General features: G+C 31.0%; 16 protein-coding genes and 2 riboswitches. Of the genes, 8 read left to right on the forward strand and 8 right to left on the reverse strand.

Annotation, left to right across the window (positions count from 1 at the left end):
* Position 1 precedes the first annotated feature (1 nt).
* Complete coding sequence (locus CLJU_RS02170) at positions 2-679, reverse strand: response regulator transcription factor (RefSeq protein WP_013237126.1); 678 nt, start codon at positions 677-679, stop codon at positions 2-4.
* A 268-nt stretch (positions 680-947) separates the two neighbouring features.
* Between CLJU_RS02170 and CLJU_RS02175 the strand changes: the two genes are divergently transcribed.
* The 5 genes from CLJU_RS02175 (at position 948) to hemL (ending at position 8,120) form a co-directional block, all read left to right on the forward strand.
* Positions 948-1,898 carry a glycosyltransferase family 2 protein gene (locus tag CLJU_RS02175; RefSeq protein ID WP_013237127.1) on the forward strand — a complete coding sequence of 317 codons (951 nt, stop codon included), beginning with the start codon at positions 948-950 and terminating at the stop codon, positions 1,896-1,898.
* A 162-nt stretch (positions 1,899-2,060) separates the two neighbouring features.
* A complete protein-coding gene (locus tag CLJU_RS02180) occupies positions 2,061-2,480 on the forward strand; it encodes a GtrA family protein (RefSeq protein ID WP_013237128.1) in 420 nt (139 codons plus the stop codon).
* A gap of 12 nt (positions 2,481-2,492) precedes the next feature.
* Positions 2,493-4,700, forward strand: coding sequence for a glycosyltransferase family 39 protein (locus CLJU_RS02185; protein WP_013237129.1), 2,208 nt, complete (start codon positions 2,493-2,495; stop codon positions 4,698-4,700).
* A 583-nt stretch (positions 4,701-5,283) separates the two neighbouring features.
* A riboswitch (cobalamin riboswitch) is annotated at positions 5,284-5,462 on the forward strand.
* A gap of 158 nt (positions 5,463-5,620) precedes the next feature.
* On the forward strand, positions 5,621-6,817 hold the full coding sequence (gene hemA, locus CLJU_RS02190; RefSeq protein WP_013237130.1) for a glutamyl-tRNA reductase: 1,197 nt from the start codon (positions 5,621-5,623) through the stop codon (positions 6,815-6,817).
* Positions 6,818-6,845: 28 nt separating this feature from the next.
* Positions 6,846-8,120 carry a glutamate-1-semialdehyde 2,1-aminomutase gene (gene hemL, locus CLJU_RS02195; protein WP_013237131.1) on the forward strand — a complete coding sequence of 425 codons (1,275 nt, stop codon included), beginning with the start codon at positions 6,846-6,848 and terminating at the stop codon, positions 8,118-8,120.
* 292 nt (positions 8,121-8,412) lie between these two features.
* On the opposite strand, the gene CLJU_RS02200 is transcribed toward hemL, so the two are convergent.
* The 3 genes from CLJU_RS02200 to CLJU_RS02210 all read right to left on the reverse strand — a co-directional run bounded on the left by CLJU_RS02200 (position 8,413) and on the right by CLJU_RS02210 (position 12,069).
* The gene (locus tag CLJU_RS02200; protein ID WP_013237132.1) at positions 8,413-9,216 is read right to left on the reverse strand and encodes a lipid II flippase Amj family protein; all 804 of its coding nucleotides are present in this window, start codon (positions 9,214-9,216) and stop codon (positions 8,413-8,415) included.
* Between the two features lie 344 nt (positions 9,217-9,560).
* A complete protein-coding gene (gene galU, locus CLJU_RS02205; protein ID WP_013237133.1) occupies positions 9,561-10,430 on the reverse strand; it encodes a UTP--glucose-1-phosphate uridylyltransferase GalU in 870 nt (289 codons plus the stop codon).
* Positions 10,420-12,069, reverse strand: coding sequence for a glycosyltransferase 87 family protein (locus CLJU_RS02210; RefSeq protein WP_013237134.1), 1,650 nt, complete (start codon positions 12,067-12,069; stop codon positions 10,420-10,422). Before CLJU_RS02210 ends, galU begins: the two co-directional genes overlap by 11 nt.
* 129 nt (positions 12,070-12,198) lie before the next feature.
* Between CLJU_RS02210 and CLJU_RS02215 the strand changes: the two genes are divergently transcribed.
* The 3 genes from CLJU_RS02215 (at position 12,199) to CLJU_RS02225 (ending at position 16,016) form a co-directional block, all read left to right on the forward strand.
* The gene (locus CLJU_RS02215) at positions 12,199-13,038 is read left to right on the forward strand and encodes a DNRLRE domain-containing protein (RefSeq protein WP_013237135.1); all 840 of its coding nucleotides are present in this window, start codon (positions 12,199-12,201) and stop codon (positions 13,036-13,038) included.
* Positions 13,039-13,189: 151 nt separating this feature from the next.
* Entirely contained in the window at positions 13,190-14,086 is an 897-nt protein-coding gene (locus CLJU_RS02220; protein WP_013237136.1) for a DUF6385 domain-containing protein, read from the forward strand.
* Positions 14,087-14,213: 127 nt separating this feature from the next.
* The gene (locus CLJU_RS02225; protein ID WP_013237137.1) at positions 14,214-16,016 is read left to right on the forward strand and encodes a tetratricopeptide repeat-containing glycosyltransferase family 2 protein; all 1,803 of its coding nucleotides are present in this window, start codon (positions 14,214-14,216) and stop codon (positions 16,014-16,016) included.
* 30 nt (positions 16,017-16,046) lie between these two features.
* On the opposite strand, the gene CLJU_RS02230 is transcribed toward CLJU_RS02225, so the two are convergent.
* From CLJU_RS02230 to CLJU_RS02245, 4 genes are all read right to left on the reverse strand, one after another.
* Positions 16,047-16,949, reverse strand: a complete 903-nt coding sequence (locus CLJU_RS02230; protein ID WP_013237138.1) for a sensor histidine kinase — start codon at positions 16,947-16,949, stop codon at positions 16,047-16,049.
* Positions 16,950-17,022: 73 nt separating this feature from the next.
* Positions 17,023-17,763, reverse strand: a complete 741-nt coding sequence (locus CLJU_RS02235; RefSeq protein WP_013237139.1) for an ABC transporter permease — start codon at positions 17,761-17,763, stop codon at positions 17,023-17,025.
* The gene (locus CLJU_RS02240; protein WP_013237140.1) at positions 17,756-18,679 is read right to left on the reverse strand and encodes an ATP-binding cassette domain-containing protein; all 924 of its coding nucleotides are present in this window, start codon (positions 18,677-18,679) and stop codon (positions 17,756-17,758) included. The genes CLJU_RS02235 and CLJU_RS02240 overlap by 8 nt, the downstream gene beginning before the upstream one ends.
* A gap of 86 nt (positions 18,680-18,765) precedes the next feature.
* The gene (locus CLJU_RS02245; protein ID WP_013237141.1) at positions 18,766-19,461 is read right to left on the reverse strand and encodes a response regulator transcription factor; all 696 of its coding nucleotides are present in this window, start codon (positions 19,459-19,461) and stop codon (positions 18,766-18,768) included.
* Between the two features lie 114 nt (positions 19,462-19,575).
* Positions 19,576-19,676: riboswitch (SAM riboswitch) on the forward strand.
* The last annotated feature ends 49 nt before the right edge of the window (positions 19,677-19,725 follow it).

A 19,725-nucleotide genomic window follows, 5' to 3' on the forward strand; every position in this document is an offset into this window, starting at 1 on the left:
TTTAAACCTCTTTCAAGCAGTAGCCTATACCTCTTATAGTTTCAATGACTACATTACATTTTAATTCTCTTAATTTTTTCCTCAAGTATGAAAAGTACACTTCAATGTTGTTATTCATTTCTATGTCAGAATCAAGGCCCCATACTCTATCTAGAATTTGATCTTTAGTTAGTACTTGATTTTTATTGCGGGCTAAAAGCTCTAGAAGCTGGGATTCTTTTGTAGTTAGTTTAGTTTTGTTACCATTGCATTCAATTTCTCCCCTCAGTGGATTGAAAGTTAGAGAGGACAGCTTAATGCTTCCATGTTGGATAAAATCTGTATGCCTTCTGCTGAGAGCTCTTATTCTAGCTAGCAGTTCCTCCTTAGAGAATGGCTTTACAAGATAGTCATCTGCTCCATTGTCAAGTCCTTCTACTCTATTTTCAATTGAGTCCATAGCAGTAAGCATAAGCACTGGGGTTTCAATACCTTTTTTTCTTATAAATTTTAAAATATCAAGTCCGTTTTTTTCTGGAAGCATTCTGTCAAGTATTATCAAATCATATATTTCGGATTCAGCCATTTCCTGTCCAGTAATTCCATCATAAGCTGCATCTACAGCGTAATTATTTTTCTTTAAAATATAAACTAGAGCATCTGAAAGCATAACTTCGTCTTCAACTAAAAGTAATCTCATAATAAAATTCCCTCCTTATCTCTAAATATTATACTATAAAGCTATATGATTTTAACTATAAAATATAATTAACAAACTTTTCTCCATTTATTGTTATAATTTTAAGTTTGTTTTAAGGTTGAAACCTCAAAATAATAATTAAGCTAGATCGATAAAGTTTCTAAGGTATTTGAAAGAAAATAACAAGTCAAAAATGCGACGGATATTTTTTATAATACTGACTGGTTATTTCTTTAAAAATGCCTAACATTAAATTGAGGTGAATAACATGAATGAAAATGTAATGTATTCTATAGTAGTACCACTGTATAATGAGGAGCTAGTAATAGATGAAAGCTATAGAAGACTTAAAAAAGTTATGGACTCTACTTTAGAGAATTATGAAATTATATTTATAAATGACGGAAGTAGCGATAAGACTAGGGAAAAGACGGAAAAGATATGTAGTGAGGATGAAAATATAAGACTTATTAATTTTTCGAGAAATTTTGGTCATCAATGTGCTATAACTGCAGGAATGGAAAACTCCATAGGGCAGGCTGTAGTTGTAATAGATGCAGATCTTCAAGACCCTCCAGAGGTTATTTTAGATATGATTAATAAGTGGAAGGAAGGCTATGATGTCGTCTATGGAAAAAGAGCTAAGAGGGAAGGAGAATCGTTTTTTAAGAGATTTACAGCAAGGTCATTTTATAGATTATTAAAGAGTATGACTAGCATTGATATTCCTGTAGACACCGGAGATTTTAGACTTATAGATAGAAAAGTGTGCAATGCATTGAATTCACTACCGGAAAAAAATAGATATGTGAGGGGACTTGTAAGTTGGGTTGGGTACAAACAAACCTTTGTAGAATTTGTAAGGCATGAAAGATTTGCGGGGGATAGCAAGTATCCGCTTAAAAAAATGATGAAACTGGCTTTTGATGGTATAACATCATTTTCTTATAAGCCGCTTATGCTTGCTGGATATTTAGGAGGACTATCACTTTTTATTGGAATTGTTTCAATCATAGTTGAGTTTACAAAATGTATATTACAAAAAACCAGCATAGTAAATTTTGGACTCATAATATCAATTGATTTGATAATGTTTGGGATAATATTAAGTTGCATGGGTATAATAGGCCAGTACATTGGAAGAATTTTCGACGAAAGTAAAGGAAGACCTAATTATGTTATTGAAAATATAGTAAATAAGGCATTTGAAAGAAAATAACAAGTCAAAGATGCGACGGATATTTTTTATCAGACAGGGAGGTAGGTTTCGCAGATAGTGAATCCTATCTAAGGGTTCTGCCGACGCAGTATGATAAAAAATAGGCTAGCATACTGACTGGTTATTTCTTTGAAAATGCCTAATAGAAAGGAGTAGATAAGTATGGATCAATTAATTAAAACTATGGATTTTATTTTCAATGGTAAACTAAAACTACTAAGTCGTTTTTCTGCCACTGGTGTCATAAATACAATAATAGATTTTGCTGTATTCACCCTTTGTCAAAGTGTATTTGGACTCCATTATACTATAAGCCAGGTTATAGGCTATAGTTTTGGAGTTATAAATAGCTTCATATTCAATAAAAAGTGGACTTTTGAATATAAAAGTTCTGGAAAAAAGGTGATTCGAGAGGTATCACAATTTGCAATAGTAAATCTTATTTCACTTATTTCAACACTTGTGTTTATGAAATTTTTAATAAATGATTTTAATCTAAACGTGTATTTATCAAAAATAATTGTAACACTCATAGCTCAGGTAATAAATTTTTTATTATATAAAATATGGGTATTCAATTAAGGAGGAAAACTTATGAAAAAATTAAAATTTACAAAAGAAAGATTTGCACTATGTATAATTCTGGTCATATCTGCAATATTAAATTTTGCAAATTTAACTATAGAAGGATATGGAAATTCATATTATGCTGCAGGTGTAAAGAGTATGCTCATGAATTTTAAAAATTTCTTTTTCGTATCATTTGATCCCGCGGGATTTGTATCCATTGATAAGCCACCTTTAGGTTTTTGGATACAGACTATATCAGCAAAAATATTTGGATTTAGTGGATGGAGTATATTATTTCCCGAGGCTCTTGCCGGAGTAATTTCAGTTGGAATCTTATATTATATAGTAAAGAGATCTTTTGGAGAGATAGCAGGACTTATATCAGCTCTATGTCTTTCAATAACGCCAGTTTTTGTAGCAACCAGCAGGAATAATACTATAGACAATCTATTAATTGTGACATTACTTTTTGCCTGCTTATTTTTATCCAAAGCTGCTGAAAAAGGCAAGCTTAAATATTTAATAATAAGTTTGGTTCTTGTAGGATTAGGGTTTAATATAAAAATGCTTCAGGCATATATGATAGCTCCTGCTCTATATATAACTTATTTGATTTCTTCAGCTGTACCTGTAAAACAGAGGATAAAACATTTGATTATAAGTACACTTATTCTTGGAGTAATATCTTTATCGTGGGCAGTAGCAGTGGACTTGGTTCCATCGCAAAACAGACCTTTTGTAGGGAGTAGTACAAATAACACCGTTACTGAACTTATATTTGGACATAATGGATTGGAAAGGCTCAGCAGTACTAATGGTGGTATAGGTGGAGCACCATCAGGAAAGGTAGGAAATTTTCAATTTAAAGAATTTAGAAGTAATTTTAGCAAAAATCAGGCAAATTTACAAAGTGGAAACAATAATGCTCCTAGTGCAATGACACCTCCACAAAATTCAAAAAATTCTGTTCAAAGTCCACAAGGAGGCCCAGGAGGTCAGAATACACAAGGTAATTTCAAAAATCAAGGTGGAGGACCTGGTGGTGGCGGACCTGGTGGACCAAATGGACTTTCAGGAAGCTTTGGAGGACAGACAACGGCAGGTATTACTAGATTATTTTCTAAAAATGTTTTGTCAGACCAGATAGTTTGGTTTTTACCTCTAGCTATATTTGGACTTGCTGCATCTGTAATAGTAGAAAAACTTAAGTTCCCATTTGATAATAAGAAAAAATTGGGGTTAACATTATGGACATTATGGTTGGTACCTGAATTCATATATTTCAGCTACACAAAGGGATTGTTCCATCCATATTATTTAAGTATGCTGGCCCCTCCAATTGCAGCCTTATGTGGAATAGGACTTACTTCCATGTGGAAGCTATATAAGGAAGGCGGCATAAAATCATGGATAATGCCTGCAGCATTTATTGTAGAAGGATTGGTACATCTTTTAATGTTATCCTATTTTATTACTACTATATCCACTACTATAAAATCTATAATTATAGCAGCTATAATATTGTGTTTTGCATCTGCCGCACTGCTTATAATATATAGAATAGTCAAGAGAGGAAATTTGGATCAGGGCAATAATGGAAGCTTTGCCGAGATATTTACAACACTTGCCCTTGTAGGAATTTTGGTAACACCTGCTGTCGGTTCTGCTGCTGCTATAACTCACAGCTTAAGTTCTTTGCCTGCTGCAGGATTAGAGCTCCTGTCAAGCGGTGAATCAGGGAATTTCATGATGATGGGCGGACAAAATAGTAGTAGGAATTCAAAGCTTATAAAATTCCTTGAAAGTCATACTTCAAATGAAAAATATGCTCTTGTAGTTTCAGGTTCTGCTTCTGCTGAAGATATTATAATTGAAAGCGGCAAAAGCGTAATGGCTCTTGGAGGTTTCTCAGGATCTGACAAGATACTGTCCTTAAGCGAATTTAAACAAATGGTTAAAAAAGGTGAGGTAAGATATGTACTTACAGGAGGTATGGGAGGAAGAGATTCTCAGGATATAATGAATTGGATTCAGAGAAATGGAAAAGCTGTTTCAACTGCTGAATGGAAAGACACTACTAATTCTCAAGCTCAAAAAGGTCAAAGTTCTACTAATAATACTGATAATAGTAAAATGGATAGTAACTCAAAAAGAAACAGCAACTTACGTTTTCAGCCAATGGGCGGCATGAACAATGAAACACTGTATGATTTAAAAGGCACTGTAAAATAGAGGTAGAGTTTCTAAACAAAAAATCAACGTATGCTCTGGATATTTTTTACAACCTTCAGCTCGTTAAATATTTTGATAAGTCTAAGTAAAAAATTCTAAAAAAGCTAAGAACTTTTGAAAACTCGTACCTCAGACAATTCAAAAGTTCTAAGTTTTTACGAATTTTTTTCTAAGACTTATATGCAAAATATTTAAAAGAGCCTCATTATTGTAAAAATATGCTTGCGTATAAGCTGATTTTTAAGTTATAAATCCACATTGAGGTATTCTAGCTTGAAATTTCAACTTATACTTGAAAATAATGCTGACAAAATTGAAATCGCACTTAAAAACTTTTTTTATAAGTCTTAGTGAGGTATTTTAGAAAATCTTAGAAGCTTATATATGTCTGAGGTACGAGTTTATATAAGCTTCTTTAGATTTTCAAAATACCGAACTTTAGACCTATAAAAAGTTTTTAGTATGATGAAATTTGTCAGCATATGAACCGGTATATGTCAACTTTCAATCTAGAAACTCTATAGTTGATTCTTTTTATGATAATGTTATAATTAAGGTGAAAATTAATGTTGTAAAATAAAATTTAACAAATAATAGTATAGGTTTAATTACATTTAATTAAAAGGGAATCAGGTGGAAATCCTGAACTATCTTGTAGCTGTATTAGGTGAATTTAAGTAAGACAAGCCACTTGTAAATAGGGAAGGCATACTTAAATGATGAAGCTTAAGTCAGAAGACCTGCCTATATAGTAGGCCATTAACTCTACAAGTGATAGGGGGCATTGTAATAAATAAAGTATTTATTACTTATGTTTTATGTGTGAAGACCTTTTAACACTTAGTTAAAGGGTTTTTTAGGTATATAGTGAAGTTATATTTTAATTATAATAATATAGTTGTAATATTGGAGTTGATAAAATGATACAACTTATAGGGGTAAAAAGTGAATGTGATATTGAAATAAGGCAGAAGTTCTCTATTGTATCGTCAAAATTAGAAGATAAATTAAAAAATGTTTATAAAATTACAGCAAACGTTTTAATTTTGAGTACTTGTAACAGAACAGAAATATATGTGGATTCTAATATACAAGGTGAAGAACTAATAAATGCTGTATTTGATGCTTTAGGTTGGAGCAGGGAACTTATTACATATACCTTTTATGCAAAAAGTGAAGATGCTATTAAGCATTTAATGGAAGTAAGTTGTGGTTTCCATTCTAAAATTTTGGGAGAAGATCAAATTTTAGGACAAATTAAGACTGCATATAATATGGCATTAAAAGCTAAGACTATAAAAGGACAGATTCAGAGGCTATTTCAGAATGCAATAACTTGTGGTAAGAAGTTTAAGAATGACTGTGAAATGTATAAAATACCTGTATCTGTACCATCAATAGCTGTTAAAGAAGCAGAAAAGAGCAAAGTAAAAAGGTATATGGTAATTGGGTTTGGTGAAATAGGAAGGCTTGTTCTCAAATATTTAGCTGGCTTGAATACCGAGATAGTATATATCGTAGTACGTGATTTGAACAAAGTTAAAGATTTATATGAAAATTGTAACTGGATTAAGTTCATAACTTTTAAAGAAAGAAAAGCTTATTATAGCAATGTGGATTGTATTATAAGTTGTACTTCTGCACCTCATACTATAATTTATAAAGAAGAACTTCCTAAAAAGAAATTTCTCATATTTGATCTTGCAGTACCTAAAGATATAGATGCAGGTGTATTAACTCTTCCAGATGTAAAAGTATATGATATAGATAATATAAGCAGTATTGATGAAAATAATAAGATTATGCGAAAAGAAAAAATGGAAAAGTACAGGTATATTATCCAAGAATATATAGATGAATTTATAAAATGGCAGTCTTTAGATGAACTTTCACCGGAAATACAGAAGATGAAAAGTTTTGGAAGTGAAATATGTGAAAAGAGGATAGAGACTTTTAAAAATAAGAGGTATACCAAAGATAATGAAGTACTCGTACAAACTATGATACAGAGTACAGCCAAAGTGTATATAAACAGGGCTATAGATGTGTTAAAAGAAGCAAAACTTCAAGGAAAAGAAGATGAATATTTAAAGCTTATAAATAAAATATTCTGTTAATGATGAAGAAATGGAGATGTAAAACTTAATGAGAAATGATGATATATTTAATGAATCCAAATTATACATGCCAGGAGGAGTAAATAGTCCTGTTAGAGCATTTAAAGATGTGCCTTTGAATCCACCTGTTATAAAAAGGGGAAAAGGAGCTTATATTTATGATGAGGATGGTAATAAATACATAGATTTTGTATGCTCATGGGGGCCTATGATTTTAGGACACTGTGATGATGATGTGGTAAAGGCTATAAAGGATACAAGTGAAAATGCTATATCTTTTGGTGCTACTACAGAGCTTGAATTGGAGCTTGCAAAATATGTATGTACCACTTTAGATAATGTAGAAATGCTTAGAATGGTAAATTCAGGAACAGAAGCAACTATGAGTGCGGTAAAGCTTGCTAGAGGGTGTACTGGAAGAAATAAAATAATAAAATTTGCAGGTTGCTATCATGGTCATTTTGATGATTTTTTAGTAGAAGCAGGTTCTGGAGTCATGACAGAAGGAATTCCAGGAAGCGCTGGGGTTCCTGAGGACAGTGTGAAAAATACTTTAATAGCTAAATATAATGATCTTTCTAATGTGGAGAAAATTTTTGAGAAGCATGGTAAAGACATTGCAGCGATTATAGTAGAACCAGTAGCAGGAAATATGGGCGTAATTCCTGGGGATGCCAATTTCTTAAAAGGGCTTCGAAGTATTTGTGATAAAAATGGAAGCTTGCTTATTTTTGATGAAGTAATGAGTGGATTTAGGGTAGCCTATAAAGGAGCCCAGAGCATTTATGGAATAAAACCGGATATAACTACTTTTGCAAAAATTATAGGTGGAGGTCTTCCTTGTGGTGCTTATGGTGGAAGAAAAGAAATAATGGAAAAACTTTCACCAATGGGACCTGTCTATCAGGCAGGAACAATGTCCGGAAATCCCCTTGTAATGGCTGCAGGAATTGCAACTTTAAAGAAGCTGCACGACAATCCTGATTACTATGAACATCTTGAAAAATTAGGTGCAAAATTGGAACAGGGTATAAAGGACATAGCAAAAAAGAAGGGCATAAATGTTGTAGTAAATAGGTGCGGAGCAATGTTTGCTATATTCTTTACTAAAGATTCAGAAGTTAGAAATTATGAAGATGCTAAAAAATGTGATACTGCTCTTTTTGCAAAGTATTTTCAGCATATGTTGAGCAAAGGCATTTATATTGCACCTTCTCAATTTGAAGCTATATTTTTAAATGTAAAGCATACTGAAGAAGATATTGATAAATTCTTAGAGGCATTCAGCACATTTGAAGCCTAGATAGGGTTTCTAAGCAAAAAATCAACTTATACTATGGATATTTTCTACAACCTTCAGCTCCTTAAATATTTTGATAAGTCTAACCAAAAAATTTTGAAAACCTAAGATCTTTTGAAAACTCGTACCTCAGACAATTCAAAAGGTCTAAGTTTTTCTGGAATTTTTTACTAAGACTTATATGCAAAATATTTAAATGTGTTTGCTTATTGTAAAATATTTCTACACATAAGTTTATTTTTAAGTGAGAAACTAAACTTTATAGTTTGGAAATTAAAACAAACTTTCACATGAACTAAATTAACTTTGCTATAAGGACTATTAGATGTGAAGCAGGCACTAATATTAATTGTGCTAATATACTTCCAATAATCAATCCACCAACAATAAAAATTATGCAGCGGTTAAATTCCAATTCTGTACGTTCTCCTCTTATCACATCATCTGTCATCATAGATAAATATGGATCAATAAATATAAACATGAATATTGTTGAAATACTGTTGATTACAGATGCTAAAGTGCTGCAAGTAGTTCTTAAACTAGGACTTAAGCATCCAGCATATAATGATGATAAAATACTTATACTTGATATAGAAAATGCAATAATATTTAGTAAAATTACCTTTTTAGGAGTTTTTCTAAAGTTCTTTAATTCAGATAAATTTTCTCTTTTAGGAATTGAAATACTATTTTTAAACTGCTCAATTCCTGATTTTGAAAATGCATGAATCATCAATCTAGGTAAAGACCTGTAAACACTAAATGATATAACCAATTTGTTAAACACTTTTATAAAAGTTGGCATTAAAATTGCACCGGCTATTGTGGCTAAAGTAATAGAAAAAACTATCCATCTAAAAATATACAGTAAGTTACTAGAATGACCTGTATTTATTCCATTTTCAATAGTTTTTGCTAATAATGGAGCTTGAATAGTATTAGCTGTTCTTTGTATAAGTAAAAAAACATTAAATACAGCAAAAGATACTGCAATTCTACCAGTTCTTATTCCCACAATTCTAGTAGAATATGCTAATGTTCCTATAACATAAATAATAAAAGTTAGCATAAAAACTAAATATACCTGTATTGTCATTTTTCTTACCACCTTATGGCTTCATTAGTTTATATTTATTTCATAAATTTGTATATTCAAATTATATCACAATTTTAATTTTGATAGGAACTTATAAGATGAAGATTTTAGATCATACAAGGAAACATGCTGACAAAATTGAAATCACACTTAAAAATTTTTTTTATAAGTCTTAGTGAGACATTTTAGAAAATCTTAAAAACTTATATATGTCTGAGGTACGAGTTTATATAAGTTTCTTTAGATTTTCAAAATGCTGAGCTTTAGACTTATAAAAAGTTTTTAGTGTGATGAAATTTGTCAGCATGTTTTTATATGACTTGAAACTTCTACTTAGAACTTTCCTAAAGTGCAGTTTTAATTGTAGATAAATATTCCAAAAGCTCACCTTTTAAGACATTATTTTTTAGCGCATAGTGTATATTTGCTTGAAGGAAAGCAAATTTATCTCCTGCATTATATCTTTGGCCTTCAAAATAATATCCATATATTGCTTCAGTTTTTACAAGTTCTTTTAGGGCATCTGTTAGCTGTATTTCTCCTTTTTTATCTGATTTGTTTTTTTCAAGTATTTCAAATATTTTTGGAGTTATAATATATCTCCCTAGAATTGCGATATTTGAAGGAGCTTCTTGGACTGTTGGCTTTTCTACCATATCTTTGACTTTAAAAGTTCCCTTTTCAACTTCAATGCCACTTATAATACCGTATTTTGATACAGCTTCTTCCTTTACAGGCTGGACACCTAAAATAGAAGTATTGTAGTTATCGTAACAATCTATAAGCTGCTTGAGACAGGGTATTTTGCTGTCAACTATGTCATCGCCTAACATAACTGCAAAAGGTTCATCTTCTACAAAATTTTTAGCAAGACTTATAGCATGACCTAATCCTTTAGGTTCTTTTTGTCTCGTATAATATATATCTACCATGTTGGATATGTTTTGAACTAACTTTAATAAAGTGGTTTTATTATTTTTTTTAAGTTGATCTTCAAGCTCTACGGATTTGTCAAAATGATCTTCAATAGATCTCTTATTTTTGCCCGTTATTATTAATATTTCTTCAATTCCAGAAGATACAGCTTCTTCTACTATATATTGAATTGTCGGCTTATCTACTATAGGCAGCATTTCTTTAGGTTGAGCTTTTGTAGCAGGAAGAAATCTTGTACCTAGTCCTGCAGCAGGAATTATTGCTTTTTTAATTTTCATAAGTTACACGTCCTTTCATTTTTAACATTAAATCTATTAATATTTTCATAAGATATATAAACAAAATTATGTTTAGCATCGAAACACCATCAGTTATTAAACTGTGAGAATCTGAATTCATTCCTCTTGAACCACCAAACAAAATATAATAAATATTGGTGTAAATTGTTATAGTGTAACCAACTGCTAAGGTTAATAGTCTTTTATCTTTTAGGTATATAAAGCTTATAATTGATAATGCGGCAGCAGGAAATAAATATCTTTCATGCATTCCTGTGGAAAATGTGAAAACACCTGAAATTTGAACAAATGCTGAAGCAAAGACAAATGCTCTGTTTTTGTTCTTTGCATATAAGTACCAGCAAGATAAAGTAATTGCAATTATTGCAATCATTCCCCAAATCTGATAGTTAAATATGAAAAACACTTCTGAATTCTTTTTATAATTCGCTCCAATTAAATTAAAAAAGTTAAATCCATTTACAGAAGCATAAGGGTACTCTGATATAGTTTTTGAATATAATTTAAATATCCACAGGGCATTTTGATTGTAAGAAAAAGGTAGTATTATAACTAAAGCTGTGATAAGGGCCGAAATTATTGATTTTACACATGTTTCTAAATTCCTTTCTCGTACTAGTTCAAATAGAAGAACTGGCAAAAATATAATTCCCTGAGGTTTCATAAGCACTGCACAGGTAAATGCTATAGATGATAAGACTGTCTTCCCTTCTGATAACAAAAACAGTGACAGTACTATAATTAGTGTAAAGAAAGAATCTACTTGTCCCCAAAGTGCAGAGTCTATAAAAGTAACCGGGTTAAAAATGTAAAATGCACTAAGGAAAACGCTAAATTCTAGTGATAAATACTTTTTAGCTAATCTGTATATAAAATAAGCTGTAATCACATCAGTTACTATTGATGGAAGTTTCAAAAGTAGTGTGTAATATGGATTAATTGAACTTGCACTTGCAATTTTACCAATTAAAAATAGTACATACATATATAAAGGTGGATAGTCGCCAGATTTTGCATTTGTATAAAATTGAGAGAAACTATTTGCTGCAGTTGATGCCCAATCTTTAAATAAATTTATGTCTCCGCCATAGCCTTCCATAACTGTAGACAGTGAAATCCTTAAAAATAGTCCTATACACAATAATGAAAAAATCAATATTTTTATATTATTTCTATTTATTTTTAAATCCCTATGAGTTATAAAGTAGAAAGTTCCAGCACACAAAATTAAAAAGGCTATTAAATATAAGGTTAAAAAAGGTGCATATTTGCTTTTGGTAGATGAAAAGTCTCCTCTCATATCTCCACCGGGTATTTGATGTGTACCATTTCTAGATCTCTTACTGTTTTCTTTGCCAAAATGCATACTATTACCTGGCTGATTTTGAATGTTATTTTTTTGATTATACCTGGTTCCATTTGAAAATTTAGCATTATCTTTTGGAACAGGAATATTTTTATTGCTTTTATTATTGTTAAATTGTTGTATGTTGTTTTTAGATATAATAGTATTTGCTTTGTAATTTTTTATACTGTAAATACAAAAAAATGCGGATAGTAATATTAGAAAAATAAGACCTATCTTAAATAGATTCTTTTTTAGAAATATTGTCATCATTTCACTCTCCTCTCTTAGAAGTTAATTATATTTTCGGTCATGAAACTTAAAAAAGGCTTAAAAAAAGATAAACTTTGTAAGCCTTTTTTTTAAGTTTTATACATATTCTAGTTATGAGGGGGGAATTGCATGCCTTGTGAAAAAACACAAATTGTATGTAAAAAATGTATTACAATAACAAATTCAAATTCTCAAAGTAACATAGAACATAATGATTTAAAGGCTGGGTTTACAAGAAAAAATACTTACAGAAGTTATATGTATTTTAATATAGATGATATATCTAAAAATATAGTTGTAGATTCTGCAGAGCTAAAAATATACTTAAATAAAATTAATATACCACATTCTAAAACAAATTTTTATATACATCCACTTAAAGAGGAATTTGATCTAAATACGTCATTTGAAAATCAGCCTGAGTATTATGAAAAACAGGTAAAGTTTGAGTTAAATAAAAACTCTCATGGAATTATTCATGTAGATATAACTCATATATTTGATCAGTGGCATGATAATTCTATAAAGAACAATGGATTAGTTTTAAAATCTGGAGAAAAACATAGAGCACTTGCTAGCTTTTCCTCAAGTTTGGACCCTAATTATGAAGGTGCACCTAAATTAGTGATTTGTTCTTCAAAAATAAACCATGACCAGAAGATTGTAGATGTTGTAGAAAAGCATTGGGAGTTAAAAATTTTTAATACAGCACTTTCGCCTACAGTAAATGTAGAACGTATTATAAATGGTACGTTTTTTATTGAAAATACTAGCGGTGTGCAAATTAAGGCAGTGGTAGAAGTAAGTGTAGATTCAAAACACTGGATTGAAGATACAGGAGTGGTCGTTAATGCCAATAAGTCACAAGTTTTAATAGCTAAATACTATGGAAAATATTATAGGGTGAAGTTCAATTGTTCTGGATTTGCATATGTAAAACTTAGCTTTATATGTCAGGTTTATCAATAGAAAGTTTGGGGTATATATCCATCTTACTAGATTAAAATTGTAGAAAATGTAAAATATATCACAATTAATAGATGAAAGAATAACATATTAGTAGGCCTGAAAAATAAGGCCTATTCAAATGAATTAAACCATAAAGAGGAGATGGGAATTCATGCCTAATAATTTAGTATTTAATGGCACAGCTAATGATTTAAAAACCCAAATGTATGCTTATAATAGTGGTACAAATCAAGCTGAGGCTTTAACTATATCAGGTGGTAATTTAGCAGTAGCAGGAACGGTAACAGTAGGAAATACAGTAGCCGTAACAGTAGGAACAGTAACAGTAGCAGGAAGCGTAACTGTAGGGAATACAGTAACAGTTGAAGGAACCGTAAGCGTAGGAAATACAGTAGCTGTAACAGTAGGAACAGTAACAGTAGCAGGAAGTGTAACTGTAGGGAATACGGTAACAGTTGAAGGAACCGTAAGCGTAGGAAATACAGTAGCTGTAACAGTAGGAACAGTAACAGTAGCAGGAAGCGTAACTGTAGGGAACACAGTAACAGTTGAAGGAACCGTAAGCGTAGGAAATACAGTAGCTGTAACAGTAGGAACAGTAACAGTAGCAGGAAGTGTAACTGTAGGGAATACAGTAACAGTTGAAGGAACCGTAAGTGTAGGAAATACAGTAGCTGTAACAGTAGGAACAGTAACAGTAGCAGGTACTGTTAGTTCAGTAACCACTGGAGTTGGATTTACTGCAACCAGCACTGCTATAACCACAGGTACCGGTATAGGATCAGTGCTGCAGCAGGATACTTCTCAGCAATCAATGTACTCTTATTATATTAAAAATAATGATACTACAAATGCAATTACAGTAGCGCTGCAAGTTTCCCCAACTAGTACAGCATCTTATTTTGTAAATGATATTAATCCGATAAGTCTTTCTGCAAATAGTGCTACGGTTTTAACTACCAAGTATTATATGAATTATACAAGGCTTTACTATGATACGGGAACTAATACCGCTGATTTTGAGGCTTATTTTAATGGAAAAATTTAATTATATTGGTGCTGTCTTTTAGGCAGCACCATGTTAGCCATTTTCAAAGAAATAACCAGTTAATATGTTTGGCTTGTTACTTTCTTTCAAATGTTTTAATAGGAATCTAAAAAGGAGGTTTGTAGATGTGCCCATAAGTTTGTGTATGATAGTTAAAAATGAAGAAGATGTCCTTGGAAGATGTCTGGCAAGTGTAAAACACTTTGTAGATGAAATTATAATTGTGGATACGGGATCTACTGATTCTACTATAGAAATTGCTAAGAAATATGGTGCAAAGATTTTTTATTATAAATGGGATAACAGTTTTTCTAATGCAAGAAATTGTGCATTAGAGAAGGCTGAGAAAGATTGGATTCTTATAATGGATGCAGACGACGAATTTGAAAAAGAGGATACAAATAAGCTTCTTAAATTAACTAACGATAAAAATAACAAAACTAATGTATATTTTATGCAAACTCTAAGCTATTCAGGAGATAATGTAAGCAGTGGTGATATTACTTTGAATTTGAATGTAAGACTTGTGAGAAATAGAAAAGGGTACAAGTTTCTAGGTGACATACATGAACAGCTTATACCTCCACCAGAGCACATTATTAGTAAGGATGATATAAAGATTGAAAATATAAGATTTTATCACTATGGATATTTAAATGAAATTGTAGAATCAAAAGATAAAAGGCAGAGAAATATGGCCATAATTCAAAAGGAGCTGGATAAGGATCCTCACAATGGATTTATGCTATTTAATATGGGGAATGAGTACTATGCTAAAGAAGATTATAAAAAGGCATTAGAATATTATATGAAAAGCTATGAACAGTTTAATCCAACGGAAGGCTTTAGTTCTAAACTCATATTGAGGATTGTTTCCTGTAATCAAATACTTGAAAATTTTGCAGAAGAATATAAGTTTGTTGATCGAGGGTTAAAATATTATCCTAATTTTACAGACTTAGAATTTATAAGAGGCAATACTTTTATTACTGAAAAAAAGTATCTTAAGGCCATAAGTTCACTAAAAAAATGTATTAAGATGGGGGAACCTCCTATTCAGATAAATGAATTGGTTGGAGTGGGTTCTTATAGAAGCTATATGGTTTTGTGCAGCATATATTTATATCTAGGAGACAATGACTCATCCCTTTATTATTGTGACAAGCTATTAAAGATGAAACCAGGATATATTAAAGGTATTTATAAATTTTGTGAAATAATGGCGGCTAAAAAAGCTTCTATAAATGAAATGAAATCTAAGTTCGACGGTTATGTTGATAAAAGTTCAGATCCAAATATATATTTAGTTTTATCAGATGTATTTTATGGCCAAAATAAATTTGATATTGCCTATGAATATGCAGATAGAGCTGATAAAATATGTAAAGATGAAATTGACAGGTCTAAAATATATTACTATAAGGGAGTTTGCTTGTTTTATCAGAAAAAATTTAAGGACGCTTATGGTTTTTTAAAAAAGATAAGCTCAGAGGAATTTATAGATAAAGCTTTTTATTATACTATGCTTTGCAATACCTTTGATGACACTATATCCACTAAAGATGTATTGACAGATGAGCCTAAGGATATACCTGACAATAAAAAGTATATGATATATATGAAGTTTAAGGATTTATTGGAAGGAAGGGAGTGTACAGATCTCTCAGAAGATATTGAGGATTCAAAGGATTTCTGCGGGCTTATATTTAGTCTGCTTGCCATTGTGTTAAAAATAAATTGTTTTGATGAATTTGAAAAAGGTCTTCAACTCTTAAACTTAATTGAGGATCAGGACGTTTTATTATATCTGGGAAAACTTTATTATAAAAATGGATATTTTAAATTAGCTTATAAAGAGCTTGTACGATCTATAAAAATATATGATAAGACTGATGTAGAAGCTCTTGAAATGATGAAAAAATGCTTGTAAGGGGGCGAATCCCCTTACATCAAATTCAAATTAAGAAATTTTCCACTTTATAATGATACTTAGTTTGTTGTCTTTAAAATTAGCAGTAATGCTGTGTCCCATTTGTTCAACCAAAGCTTTTGTTATAGCAAGGCCCAATCCAGTGTTTTTGCCCGTTCTCGTCCTGTCTCCTGTAAAAAATCTTTCAAATAGGTGATCTATATCATCTGAATTTAAATTATTAGCATTATTTGCAAATGTAGTTACAATGTAACTTCCATCTTTTTTTAAAGATACGGAAATAAACTTATCACCGTGTTTTAAAGCATTTTGAATGAGATTTGAGAATATACGTCTTACTGCATTTTCATCTCCTATAATTTCAGGTGCATTTTCATCAATTTCAATTAGAGGTTCAATTTCTTTATTTGTAAAATCGTTGTAAAAAGATGCTATTAGTTCACAAAGTATATTTGAAAGTGAGATAGACTCTAATTCAAAAGCATATTCATTAGCTTCAAGTCTTGATAGGTCAAAAAAACCTGATATAAGCATTTTTAAAGATTTTGCACGGTTTAGTATGATGTCCATATATTCATTTTTTTCATCCTTTGATAGATCGTCACTTTTTATAAGTTGAATATATCCTATAATGGAGGTAAGGGGAGTACGCAGGTCATGGGAAATATTTGCTATAGCCTGCCTGAGTTCCATGTCCATATGTTTGTATTTTACTTCTGTCTGCTGCTTTTTATCTATATTTTTGTTTATTTCTAGGGCTAAATTTTGAAAACTGCGGTTTTGAAAGGATAATGTCACTTTTTGGTTTGTATCTATGTCGTTTATTTTCTTCAGGCTGCCAGTTATATGTTTGATTTCACTTTTTGTAAGAAAAAGCAGGGTGATACTTATACCTGCTAAAATTCCTAATAAAATTATAATAAACAAGTACATATATATCACCCTTTCAACTTATTTTATCCCATGGCTCCCATACTCTTAAGTAAATTCCACCTGAGTCTAAGAATTACTTTATTTCCATCTTTCTAAATATTATAATACCTATTATAGTAAAAATAATAGTATATGCAAATCCCAGTCCTGCAGAAGGGAGCATTTGCAGCAAAGTTAAGTTTGGATTTTTTATTGGAGTTAGTGCACTTATGTTAGTAGTAATTAAAATGTTGTAAATTCCATAAAATTTATTGGATACAAGTGCACAAAGCAATTTTATAAAACTGCCCATTAAAGCAAATATAGCTGCATAAGTATAGGCATATGCATATTGATTTTTTAAAATAAAGCTGAGGAATACACCAAAACTAATTGCAGCTATATAAAGTGGTATGGCGCATAAAATCCTTAATGATAAGTTTATTAAAAATGCAGGACTTAAATTACCAGGTTTAAGAAATAAAAAGGTGCTTCCTACAAAAAAAATTAATACTAATAAGCAGGTTATAAAAGATAAAATTATAGGAATAATTACTTTTGAAATATATAGTTTTTCTCTTGATAAGCCTGAAACCATTACATTTCTTAAGGTTTTATCCTTTAATTCTTCTGTGACATCAATATACATCATAACTAGAAAAACTACTGCAGGAAGGCAGCTCATAGCCATATCCAGGGATTCAAAAACTGTGACTTTAGGACCTGTAAATAGTGCATTTGTGCTCACTGATAGTAAAACTAGGACTAATAGAGTAACTTTATAAGAAAGTCTATTTAAACCTTTGTAAAGTTCAGCTTTTATATAATTAAGCATTGATGTCACCTCCAATTAAATCCATGAAGTAATTTTCTAGATTTGCAGATGTCTTACTTATGGAATATACTTTAATACCATTTTTTATAAAAGCTTCACTTATCATTTCAGGCTTATCTAGGTATTTAAAAACCTTAATTTCGTTCTCAGGAAGCACTTGATAGGAAGTACAGTTTAAATTCTTTTCAAGTATAAGAGAAGCATGAGCTGCATCGTCTACTTTTACGGATAAATATTCCCTGCATTTTTCCTCTAAATCCTTTGCAGAAATTTGTTCTATGAGGTTACCATTATCTATAAAGCCATAAGTAGTAGCAAGCTGAGAAAGCTCTCCTAAAATGTGGCTCGAAATCAATATAGTTGTATTTTTTTCTCTATTCAATTTTTTTAATATATCTCTGAACATCACTATACCAACAGGATCAAGACCATTTATAGGCTCATCTAAAATTAAGAAATCTGGACTTGCAATTAAAGCTAGAGCCAGGCCAAGACGTTGCTTCATGCCAAGAGAATAATGTTTGAATTTTTTATTACCTGTATCTAAAAGGCCTACTGTATTAAGCACTTTATCTACACAGTCTTTTTCAGGAATTCCTTTTTGAATTCTATAGTATTCAAGATTTTTTTTGCCTGAGAGATAAGGAAAGAAACTGGGTGTTTCTATTATGCATCCTGTTCTCATTCGTTCTTTGTTTAATTCGTCTTTGCTAGTTTTTGAAAATAATTCTATTTCACCGTTATCTTGCAAAGAAAGACCTGTTATTATTCTCATAAGGGTTGTCTTGCCAGCGCCATTTTTGCCTACAAGACCGTATATGTCACCTTTACTTATTTTAATATTTACATTATCAAGTGCCTTGTGATTTTTGTATTTTTTAGTAAGATTTTTTGTATGAAGCACTAAATCATTCATGATATCAACCTCCGTTTTCTTGTTGATTTTATATTAGAACAAAATCAGCAAGATACACTAAAGAAAAACTTAAGAAATGATTAAGTTTAATCTTTCATCTTAAACCCTATTCCCCAAACGGTATGTATGTATTCTGTGTTCGAATCAATTTTAGCTATTTTAGAGCGAAGGTTGCTCATATGCACATTTATGGTGTTATCATCGCTTATAAATTTATCTTTCCACACATGTTCAAATAAATTAGCCTTTGTAAATACTTTTTTGGGGTAAGACATTAGAAGTTCTAGTATACAAAATTCCCTTATAGTTAATAGTACTTCCTGAGAACGTATAAAGACTTTGTGATTTTCTCGATCTAAGGTCATATTTTTATAGGTCAATATGTTTTGTTTTTCATTTGAGTTTGAAAATATCATGTACCTTCTGAGTTGTGCACAAACTCTTGCCAATACTTCTTCTACATCGAAAGGTTTCGATATGAAATCATCTGCACCTAGCTTTAAAACTTCAATTTTTGTTTCTTGAGCTGTTTTTGCAGATATTACAATGACAGGCATAGTTTTAACCTTTCGTATTTTTTCTATAAGTTTTTCGCCTGTAATGCCAGGAAGCATCAAGTCAAGTAAAACTAGCTGAAAGTCATATTTTTCAATGCACATTTCAGCTTCAGTACCTGAAAAAGCCCCGCGGACATTGTAATTATTTTTTTCTAGTATCTTGCACAATAACTTATTTATATCTGTATCATCTTCTACTATTAAAATATTTATATTTTTGTTCATAGGTATTCCTCCAGAGTTTTTGAGTTAAGACAATTATAACATTTTTAGATAGGATGTATTGACATAATAAATCGTCACGTCTATAATTAAAAGCATAATTGAATATAAATCTTGAACTTATCAAGAGTGATTGAGGGAACGGGCCCTATGAAATCCAGCAACCAGTACAGTGTATAATGGTGCTAAATCCTGCAGCGAGAGCTGAAAGATGAGAGAAATTTTGAGTTAACTAAGTCTGAGATTTTTCTCGGGCTTTTATTTTTT

Source organism: Clostridium ljungdahlii DSM 13528 (assembly GCF_000143685.1).
GTDB classification, from domain to species: domain Bacteria; phylum Bacillota; class Clostridia; order Clostridiales; family Clostridiaceae; genus Clostridium_B; species Clostridium_B ljungdahlii.